Source organism: Arthrobacter crystallopoietes BAB-32 (genome assembly GCF_000328305.2).
GTDB lineage: Bacteria > Actinomycetota > Actinomycetes > Actinomycetales > Micrococcaceae > Crystallibacter > Crystallibacter crystallopoietes_A.
Genome location: NZ_ANPE02000309.1, coordinates 1 through 9,059 on the forward strand (window position 1 = coordinate 1; position 9,059 = coordinate 9,059).

Below are 9,059 nucleotides of genomic sequence, written 5' to 3' on the forward strand. Positions count from 1 at the left end.
CCGCCCGGCCCGGCGCCGCCGGCCCGCACCCGCCCACCACCCCGAGAGAAAGCGACCCCATGTCCCTCGACTACGACCTGATCAGCTTCGAATCCCTCTTGACCGAGGAGGAGCGGCTGCTGCAGAAGAACGTGCGCTCCTTCGTCGACACCGCCATCAAGCCGAACATCGCCGGCTGGTACGAGGACGCGGTCTTCCCGCTGGAAATCGTGCCCGAAATGGCCAAGCTCGGCCTGCTCGGAATGCACCTGAAGGGCTACGGCTGTGCCGGCCGCTCGGCGGTGGAGTACGGCCTGGCCGGTGCCGAGCTGGAGGCGGGCGACTCCGGGCTGCGCACGTTCGTCTCGGTGCAGGGCTCCCTGGCGATGAGCGCGATCTACAAGCATGGTTCCGAGGAGCAGAAGAACGAGTGGCTGCCGCAGATGGCCGCCGGCGAGGCGATCGGCTGCTTCGGCCTGACCGAACCGACCGCCGGCTCGGACCCCTCGAGCATGAAGACCTTCGCCCGGCGCGACGGGGACGACTGGATCCTCAACGGCGCCAAGCGCTGGATCGGCCTGGCCTCGGTGGCCAAGGTCGCCGTCATCTGGGCGCAGACCGACGACGGCGTCCGCGGCTTCGTGGTGCCGACCGATACCGCGGGCTTCAAAGCCACGCCGATCGAGCCGAAGTTGTCCATGCGCGCGTCGATCCAGTGCGACATCGAACTGACCGACGTGCGCCTGCCCGCGAATGCGGTCCTGCCGCACGCGAAGGGGCTGCGCGGGCCGTTCGAGTGCCTGAACGAAGCCCGGTACGGCATCATCTGGGGCTCGATGGGCGCCGCCCGCGACGCCTGGCAGACCGCCGTCGACTACTCGAAGGAACGCCTGCAGTTCGACAAGCCGCTGGCCGGCTACCAGCTCACCCAGGAGAAGCTGGTCAACATGGCGCTGGAGATCAACAAGGGCTTCCTGCTCGCCCTGCACCTGGGCCGGCTGAAGGACGCCGGGCAACTGCAGCCGCACCAGATCAGCGTCGGCAAGCTCAACAACTGCCGCGAGGCCATCGAGATCGCGCGCGAATGCCGTAGCATTCTGGGCGGCAACGGCATCACGCTGGACTACTCGCCGCTGCGCCACGCCAACAACCTCGAATCCGTCCGCACCTACGAGGGCACCGACGAAGTCCACACCCTGGTCCTCGGCAACAAGATCACCGGCATCCCGGCCTTCCGGTAGGCTGGCCTGCCTGCCCTGCCCGCACACCTCCAAGGAGCAACACGCATGACTTCTGCGGTTCACCTGCAGCACTACATCGACGGCGCCTGGCTCGACGGCGATGGTTCCCCGATCACCAGCACCAACCCGGCCCATCCCGAGGAGACCGTGGCGCAGGGCCTGCAGGCCGGCGCCGCCGAGGTCGACAAGGCGATGGCCGCGGCGGCCGCCGCCAAGCGGGACTGGGCACGCACTCCGGCGCACGAGCGCGGCGCGGTGCTGCTGCGAGCGGCCGCGGTGCTGGAACAGCAGGCCGAAGCGTGGGGCCTGGAGCTGGCCCGCGAGGAGGGCAAAACTGCCGCCGAGGGTCAGGGCGAGGTCCTGCGGGCAGCCCAGATCCTCCGGTACTACGGCAACGATGGCGACCGCACCGCCGGGGAGATCTTCTCCTCCCCGCGGCGCGGCGAAAAGATCCTCGTCACCCGCAAGCCGCTCGGCGTGATCGGCGTGGTCACACCGTTCAACTTCCCGATCGCCATCCCGGCCTGGAAGATCGCCCCGGCCTTGGCCTACGGCAACACCGTGGTCTGGAAGCCGGCCAGCACCGTGCCGCTGCTGGCCATGCGGCTGGCCCAGGCGCTGGAGGCCGCCGGCCTGCCCCACGGCGTGCTGAACCTGCTCATCGGCCCGGGTTCCATCGGCAGCGCGATCGTCGAGCACCCGGCGCTGGACGGGCTGACCTTCACCGGATCCACCGGAGTCGGCCGCCGCCTCGCCGCCGAGGCCGCCGCCCGCGGCATCCCGGTGCAGGCCGAAATGGGCGGCAAGAACGCCGCCGTCGTGCTGGCCGACGCGGACCTGGAACTCGCCGCCGAGCAGGTCATGCTGGGCGCCTTCCGCTCCACCGGGCAGAAGTGCACCGCCACCTCGCGGCTGATCGTCGCCGAGTCCATCGCGGACCAGTTCCTCGATACGCTCGCCGAACGCGCCTCCTCCCTGACGGTCGGCGACCCGACCGACCCTGCCGTGGCCATGGGCCCGGTGGTCAACGACGCCGCACGCAAGTCCATCCTGGACGGCATCAGCACGGCCCTGGCCCAGGGCGCGGAGCTGGTGGCCGGAGGCACAGCGTACGACGACGGCCTGCTCGCCTCAGGCTATTTCGTCCCACCGACAATTTTGGAGCTGCCCGCCGACCGGCAGCTGGATGTCTGGACCGAGGAACTCTTCGGGCCGGTCCTGTCCGTCCGCCGGGCCACCAGCACCGAACAGGCCTTCCAACTGGCCAACGACAGCGAATTCGGTCTCTCCGCGGCGCTGTTCACCCAGGACGTCACCCGCGCCCTGGATGCCATCGATGACCTGGACGTCGGCATCCTGCATGTGAACTCCGAATCCGCCGGCGCCGACCCGCACGTGCCGTTCGGCGGGGCGAAGAAATCCGGCTACGGCCCCAAGGAACAGGGCGCCGCCGCCAAGGAATTCTTCACGCACACCACGACCGTCTACCTGCGCGGCGGGGAGGCGAAGGCATGAGCGCTGGAGGCATCGGGAACATCAAGCATGTCCTGGTCATCGGCTCCGGTGCCATGGGCTCGCAGATCGGCATGGTCGCAGCCCTGGCCGGCTACCGCGTGAGCGTCCAGGACATCGCCGAGGACATGCTCACCCGAGCCAAGGAACAGCTGGCCGGGCGGATGCAGGCCAACGTCGCCAAGGGCAAAACCAGCGCCGAAGACGCCGAGGCGGCGCTGGGCCGGCTGGCCTTCACCACCGACCTGGACGCGGCGGCGGCGGATGCGGACTTCGTGATCGAGGCCGCGACCGAGCGGCTGGACATCAAGCAGCAGATCTTCGAGCGGCTCGGCCGGCTCGCCCCGGCCCACGCCATCCTCACCACCAACTCCTCCACCCTCGGCTCGTCCAAGGTCGCCGAGGCCAGCGGACGGCCCGAGCAGGTCTGCAACATGCACTTCTTCAACCCCGCGCTGGTAATGAAGTGCGTCGAGGTCGTCCGGCACGAGCGCACATCCGACGCCACGGTGGAGACCACGCTGGAGCTGGCGCGGCGGTTCGGCAAGGAGCCGGTGCTGATCAACCGGGAAATCCCCGGCTTCGTCGCCAACCGGCTGATGGGCGCCATCCAGAAGGAGGCCCTCGCCCTGCACAGCGCCGGCATTGCCAGCCTCGAGGACATCGACACCACCGCCAAAACCGCGCTGGGTCACCCCATGGGCCCCTTCGAGCTGATGGACATGGTCGGCCTGGACGTCATCCAGTTCATCGCCGAAGCCACCTACGCCGAAACCGGTGACGACGCCGACCGGCCCCACCCGGCCATCGCCGACCTCGTCGCCCAGGGCAAACTCGGCCGCAAAACCGGCCAAGGCTGGTACAACTACGAAAAGTAGCCCGTTCCGCCGGATCGAGGACGCAGCAGGTGCCCCTATTCAGACGAAAACGGGGCACCTGCTGAGCAGTGGTTGGAGGGCCGGCGCGGGCGGTTAGTCGATCGCGTCCGGCCCGTGCTCGCCGGTTCTCACGCGCACAACCTGCGTGACCGGGACGGCCCAGATCTTGCCGTCGCCGATGTTTCCGGTGTGCGCTGCCGCGACGATGGCCTCGATAACGCCGTCCAGGTCCTCATCGTGCGCCAGGACCTCGATCCGCACCTTGTCCACGGTGTCCGACTGGACCTTGGCGCCGCGGTAGGTCTCGGTGTGCCCGGCCTGCCGGCCCATCCCTGCCACCTGGGAAATCGTCATCCCGCGTACGCCGAGATCCTGCAGGGCCTGCTTCACCGCCCCGGCCTTCTCGGGCTGGATCACGGCCGTCACAAGCTGCATGGCTTGCCCCTTCCACGGCTGGTTTCTTTTCCGGCAGGCTACGCGCTTTTGCCGGGCGTGGAAACACCAGCCCCGTGCTTCCCGCTAGTCCCGGCCAGATCCTCCATGACCGACCGTCCTGCAACTTGCGGCAGCCCGGCACCCACCAGCGATGCGATTTCCTTGCCGACGCCGGCGGTATCCAGCCCCATGCCCGGCCCGGAGAGTTCCGGCAGGGCGGCCAGCACCTGTACGGCAGCAGCCTCGATCGCCAAAGCAGCCTCGCGCTCGCCCAGCGACGCCAGGCACATCGCCGTGGACAAGACCGCGCCCACCGGGTTCGCCCAGCCGCGTCCCGCAATATCCGGCGCCGAGCCGTGGATCGCCTCGAACATGCTCGGTGCCGACCCGTCCAGGTTCAGGTTGGCGCTGGCGGCCACGCCCATCCCGCCCTGGATGACCGCGCCGAGATCCGTGATGATGTCACCGAAGAGATTGTCCGTCACGACGACGTCGAACCGCTCGGGCGCGACCGGCAGGTGGAAGCACATGGCGTCCACGTGCACGTAGTCCACCTCCACGTCCGGATAGCGCGCGCCGACCTCGTCCACCGTGTCCTGCCACAGGTTGCCGGCCTCGATGAGGATGTTCTTCTTGTGGCACAGCGTCAGCTTCTTCCGCCGCTGCTGCGCCAGCCGGAACGAATACTCCACCACGCGTTCAATACCGGGCCGCGTGTTGACCGACTCCTGCACGGCCACGGCGTGTGGCGTGCCCGCGTGGACGGTTGAGCCGCGGCCGACGTAGGCGCCCTCGGTGTTCTCCCGCACAATCACCAGGTCGCAGCGCTCCGGCGTGAGCCCGGCGATCGGCGTCGCCACCCCCTCGTACAGCTTGACCGGACGCAGGTTCACCGCCTGCTGGAAGGCCTTGCGCATGGCGAGGATGAAGCCGCGTTCCAGGATGCCCGGCTTGACCGCCGGGTCGCCCATCGCGCCGAACAGCACGGCATCGTGGCCGCGCAGCTGCTCCTCCAGTTCCGCCGTCCACAGCTCGCCCGTGCGCAGGTAGTGCCGGGCGCCGGCCTCGATCCGGGTCAGCCTGGTGCTGAAGCCGAATGCGCTTTCCGCGGCGGCGAGCACCTCGAGCGAAGCGTCGATGACTTCCGGGCCAATCCCGTCACCGGGAACGACGGCGATCCGATGGTTGCGCACAGAGCTTGCCTTTCTGGTGGGGCTGCGGAGGGGACGGCGGCCGCGCCGGCTGCCCGCATGGCTGGCCGGCATGGCTGCCCGTCCTGCTGTGACTGTTGCCTCCACGCGCCGGTCCTGTCAATCGCTGCCGGCTTCGTGACGAAATTGTGGCATGCGCCACTGACATTGTTGACCTGCACCACAGGCGTTGCTAGCCTGCACAGTAACTGGTCTGACCAGTCAACGAGCCGAGGAGGAACGGTGCCCAGCTATTCGAAGGCCCACCCGGACGGCCTGCCCATCGGCGAAGGCTGGCTGCCGTGCACGGACACTGCCCCGGTTGTCTTCCCGTTCGACGGCTCCGTCGTAGCCGACGCCCCGGTCGGCACCGTCGGCCATGCCCGGCAGGCCCTGGACGCAGCCGAGAAGGCCTTCAAGGAAATCGCCGCCCTCGGTGCCGGCCGCAAGCGCGCGCTGCTCATGGCAATCCACGACGCCCTGGCCGCCCGCCGAACCGAACTCGAGGAGCTGCTGGTCCTCGAAACCGGCAAGCCCCTCATCGACTGCCGCACCGAAGTTGCCCGTACCCTCACCACCTGGGCCGCCGCCGCGGAAGAAGTCGCGCACACGCACGGCGAGACCGTGCCGCTCGACCTCCAGCCCCTGGGCGAAGGAATGGTGGGCTACTGGACCAGGCGACCCGCCGGCGTCGTTATTGGCATTGCCGGCTTCAACTATCCGCTGCTGCTGGCCAGCCACAAAGTCGCTCCGGCCCTGGCCGCCGGCTGCCCGATCATCATCAAGCCCGCCCCCAACACGCCGCTCGCAACGCTGTGGGCCGTGCACCTGATCCGCGAAGTCCTCGCGAACGAAGGCGTCTCCCCCGCCGCGGTCCAGCTCGTCACCGGCGGGATCGACGTCGGCGAAACCCTCGTGCGCGACCCGCGCGCCGCCGTCGTTAGTTTCACCGGTTCCGCCGCGGTCGGCCACGAAATTGCCCGCAATGCCGCACCGCGGAAGGCAGTGCTGGAACTCGGTTCGAACACCGGCTTCATTGTGGCCAAGGACGCGGTCATCGCCGACGCGGTGGATGCGGTGATCCGCGGGGGCTTCTACGCCAACGGCCAGGCCTGCATTTCCATCCAGCGGATCGTGCTCGAGGAGCAGGTCGCCGCGGAGTTCGAACAGGCGCTGCTGGCCCGGCTCGGCGAAGTCACCGTCGGCGATCCACGCTCCCCGGACACCCGGGTCGCCCCGGTCATCAATGAGGCGTCTACGCAGCGGATCCTCGGCTGGATCGACGCCGCCACCGCCCGCGGCGCGCGCGTGCTGGCCGGCGGCAAACTGGACGGCCGCAGCATCCAGCCGACCGTGATGGCGGACGTCCCGGCCGACGCGGAGCTGTGGTGCGAGGAGATTTTCGGCCCCGTGGTGTGCCTGCAGACGGTGCCGGACATCGACGCCGCGATCGAGCTGGTCAACCAGTCACGCTACGGGCTGCAGGCCGGCATCTACACCAAATCCCTTGAGACCGCTTTCCGGGCGGTGAACGAACTGGAGGTCGGCGGCGTCGTCGTCAACGAAATCCCCGGCTTCCGCTCCGACATCATGCCCTACGGCGGCGTGAAGGATTCGGGCATCGGCCGCGAAGGCCCGCGCTTCGCCATCGAGGAATTCACTGTCACCCGCATGGCGATGATCCGCCCGTAGGCCTGCCAACCTCCTCGGCCCGCCCCGCTCCGCCTCCCGCACGAAGGAACCACCATGGACTACACCCGGCTTTTCCAGTTCGACGGCGACCGCGTCCTGGTCATCGGCGCCGGCAGCGGGATCGGCCGCGAAGCCGCCCTCGCCCTCGGCGCGCACGGCGCCACCGTCATCTGCGCGGACCGGGACAGTACGACGGCGGAGGAGACTGCCGCGATGATCGGCGGCTCTGCCACGTCCACGGTACTGGACGTGCTTGATCCGGACGCCGTCCGTGCCGCGGCCGACGAATACTCCGACATCGCCGCGCTGGTCTTCACGGCAGCCACCAATGTCCGCAAGCGGATCGCCGACTACAGCATGGAAGAGTTCGACCGCGTGGTGAACCTGAACCTGCGCGGCTCCTTCTCCCTCATCCAGGCCTTCGCGCCGAAGATGGCGGCCAACGGCGGCGGATCGATCATCGGCTTCGCCTCCATCCGCGCCTTCACCGTCGAGCCCGGCCAGGGTGCCTACGCCGCGACCAAGGCCGGCCTCGTCCAGCTCGCCCGCACCGCCGCCGCGGAGTTCGGCCCCGCGAACGTGCGTGTCAACGTCATCGCGCCCGGCGTCGTCGAAACCCCGCTCACCGCGCAGATCAAGAACAGCCCCGAGTGGTACAACGCCTACGCACAAAAGGGCGCCCTCGGCCGCTGGTCCAAACCCGAAGAGCTGGCCGGCGCCGTCGTCTACCTTGCGTCCAAGGCCTCCAGCTACGTCACCGGCTCCGTCCTCATGGTCGACGGCGGCTGGACCGCCATCGACGGCCGCTTCGACCCGCCCAACGCCTGAAGGTCCATCCCGAACGGAATACGTCCAGCCCGCCGCCGGTCACTGCGCCGGCTGCTGGCCGGACCGGGAAGAACGCACGCCTTCTGCGATCCCTCGGGCCCAGGCTTCGATCTGCACCCAGTCCCGAAAGTCACCGAAGCGCCCGCCGGCACACCGAAACAGGACTCGGATCCACGCCGGGAATTGCTCTGCCTGGGCCACTCCTGAGAACAGGCGGTGCCCGCGGGGGTGTACGACGTCCCGAAGCGCCTGGGCCAGGCGCCGGTCCTGGCCGGTACGCGCCGCACCGCGTACGAGGCGGGGCAGGGCGTCGGACATGCCAACGCTGAACAACCACACTAGTCGGGCCAGCAGTTCGGCGGCGTGCCGGTGCACGAACTCTGCGGCCTCGGGCATCCATGCCTGCTGGTGGATGGCGCTGCCCAGCACAACCGCGTCATAACCGTGGAGGTCCGTAATCTGCGGTATCGCGAGTGTGTCCACCGCCAGGCCGTCTTGTTCGAGCAGTTCGCCAATGCGCCGGGCAATTTCCGCCGTCGATCCGTGGGCACTTGAATAACCGATGAGAACCCGCATCCTGCCCTCCCCTTCCGGTGCCGCCCAGCCTACCATCGGGCAGGAACCGCCTCGGCGAAGACCGGACGGCCTTCCGGCCGTACCAAGGGCACGATGGGCGAAGGAGAATGTCGCCATGAGTTATGAGGGACGAATCGATCGCGTCAGCGCCGAGGACCTGATGTCCCTGGCCGGCGATACCGGCTCCGCACCCATGCAGGTCGGTGCCGTCCTGGCACTACGCATGGGAGACGCCAGCGATGCACGGCTGCTGCTCGATGCCCTTGCGCAGCGTCTGCACGCCGTCCCCCGGCTCCGCCAGCGGCTCCTCAAAGTACCGCTGGGCTGTGGCCGTCCCGTCTGGGTCGACGATTCCGGTTTTGACCCCGGCCGCCACCTCACCGTGGCGCCCTGCCCTGCCCCAGGCGGAAACGAGGCGGTGCTCAAGGTAGCCGCGGACATGCTCACGGCACCGCTTCCCCGCGACCGGCCGCTGTGGAGGGCCACCCTGCTCACCGGAACAGGCCGGCATCAGGCGGCGCTGGTGTTCGTTTTCCATCATGTCCTCATGGACGGGATCGGCGGCCTGGCGGTGCTTGAGGCCTTGGCCACGGCTGAGGCTTTGCCCAACGATCTGATAGGACGTGACCACCCTCTCCCGTCGCCGCTGCAGCTGGCAATCGACGCGGCGCGGGACCGCCTTACGGGGCTGGCCCGCCTGCCGGCCGTGGTGCGGCAGCTCGCCGCCG

9 protein-coding genes are annotated in these 9,059 nt (G+C 68.9%); 6 read left to right on the forward strand and 3 right to left on the reverse strand.

Features of this window, described 5'->3' with window-relative positions:
- Nucleotides 1-59 precede the first annotated feature (59 nt).
- Genes D477_RS20470 through D477_RS20480 form a run of 3 tightly spaced genes read left to right on the forward strand, consistent with a single transcriptional unit; the run spans nucleotide 60 to nucleotide 3,610 of the window.
- On the forward strand, nucleotides 60-1,220 hold the full coding sequence (locus D477_RS20470; RefSeq protein ID WP_005275156.1) for an acyl-CoA dehydrogenase family protein: 1,161 nt from the start codon (nucleotides 60-62) through the stop codon (nucleotides 1,218-1,220).
- A gap of 45 nt (nucleotides 1,221-1,265) precedes the next feature.
- Complete coding sequence (locus tag D477_RS20475) at nucleotides 1,266-2,735, forward strand: aldehyde dehydrogenase family protein (protein ID WP_005275158.1); 1,470 nt, start codon at nucleotides 1,266-1,268, stop codon at nucleotides 2,733-2,735.
- Nucleotides 2,732-3,610, forward strand: a complete 879-nt coding sequence (locus tag D477_RS20480) for a 3-hydroxyacyl-CoA dehydrogenase family protein (RefSeq protein WP_005275159.1) — start codon at nucleotides 2,732-2,734, stop codon at nucleotides 3,608-3,610. The genes D477_RS20475 and D477_RS20480 overlap by 4 nt, the downstream gene beginning before the upstream one ends.
- 93 nt (nucleotides 3,611-3,703) lie before the next feature.
- Here D477_RS20480 and D477_RS20485 read toward each other — a convergent pair whose 3' ends face one another.
- Complete coding sequence (locus tag D477_RS20485) at nucleotides 3,704-4,045, reverse strand: P-II family nitrogen regulator (protein WP_005275163.1); 342 nt, start codon at nucleotides 4,043-4,045, stop codon at nucleotides 3,704-3,706.
- Nucleotides 4,046-4,083: 38 nt separating this feature from the next.
- Nucleotides 4,084-5,238: a 3-isopropylmalate dehydrogenase gene (locus tag D477_RS20490; RefSeq protein ID WP_005275164.1), complete on the reverse strand. Its 1,155-nt coding sequence runs from the start codon at nucleotides 5,236-5,238 to the stop codon at nucleotides 4,084-4,086.
- A 240-nt stretch (nucleotides 5,239-5,478) separates the two neighbouring features.
- Between D477_RS20490 and D477_RS20495 the strand changes: the two genes are divergently transcribed.
- Nucleotides 5,479-6,927 carry an aldehyde dehydrogenase family protein gene (locus D477_RS20495; RefSeq protein WP_005275165.1) on the forward strand — a complete coding sequence of 483 codons (1,449 nt, stop codon included), beginning with the start codon at nucleotides 5,479-5,481 and terminating at the stop codon, nucleotides 6,925-6,927.
- Nucleotides 6,928-6,981: 54 nt separating this feature from the next.
- Nucleotides 6,982-7,755 carry an SDR family NAD(P)-dependent oxidoreductase gene (locus D477_RS20500; protein ID WP_005275166.1) on the forward strand — a complete coding sequence of 258 codons (774 nt, stop codon included), beginning with the start codon at nucleotides 6,982-6,984 and terminating at the stop codon, nucleotides 7,753-7,755.
- Between the two features lie 39 nt (nucleotides 7,756-7,794).
- On the opposite strand, the gene D477_RS20505 is transcribed toward D477_RS20500, so the two are convergent.
- Nucleotides 7,795-8,331 carry a flavodoxin domain-containing protein gene (locus D477_RS20505; RefSeq protein ID WP_005275167.1) on the reverse strand — a complete coding sequence of 179 codons (537 nt, stop codon included), beginning with the start codon at nucleotides 8,329-8,331 and terminating at the stop codon, nucleotides 7,795-7,797.
- A 115-nt stretch (nucleotides 8,332-8,446) separates the two neighbouring features.
- Here D477_RS20505 and D477_RS20510 point away from each other — a divergent pair.
- On the forward strand, nucleotides 8,447-9,059 hold a 613-nt coding region (locus tag D477_RS20510; RefSeq protein ID WP_005275168.1), incomplete at its 3' end, for a wax ester/triacylglycerol synthase domain-containing protein.

Bases quoted from the DNA above. Each gene is read 5' to 3' on its own strand.
- D477_RS20470 (WP_005275156.1), top strand. From the start codon at position 60: ATGTCCCTCGACTACGACCTGATCAGCTTCGAATCCCTCTTGACCGAG.
- D477_RS20475 (WP_005275158.1), top strand. From the start codon at position 1,266: ATGACTTCTGCGGTTCACCTGCAGCACTACATCGACGGCGCCTGGCTC.
- D477_RS20480 (WP_005275159.1), top strand. From the start codon at position 2,732: ATGAGCGCTGGAGGCATCGGGAACATCAAGCATGTCCTGGTCATCGGC.
- D477_RS20485 (WP_005275163.1), bottom strand. From the start codon at position 4,045: ATGCAGCTTGTGACGGCCGTGATCCAGCCCGAGAAGGCCGGGGCGGTG.
- D477_RS20500 (WP_005275166.1), top strand. From the start codon at position 6,982: ATGGACTACACCCGGCTTTTCCAGTTCGACGGCGACCGCGTCCTGGTC.
- D477_RS20505 (WP_005275167.1), bottom strand. From the start codon at position 8,331: ATGCGGGTTCTCATCGGTTATTCAAGTGCCCACGGATCGACGGCGGAA.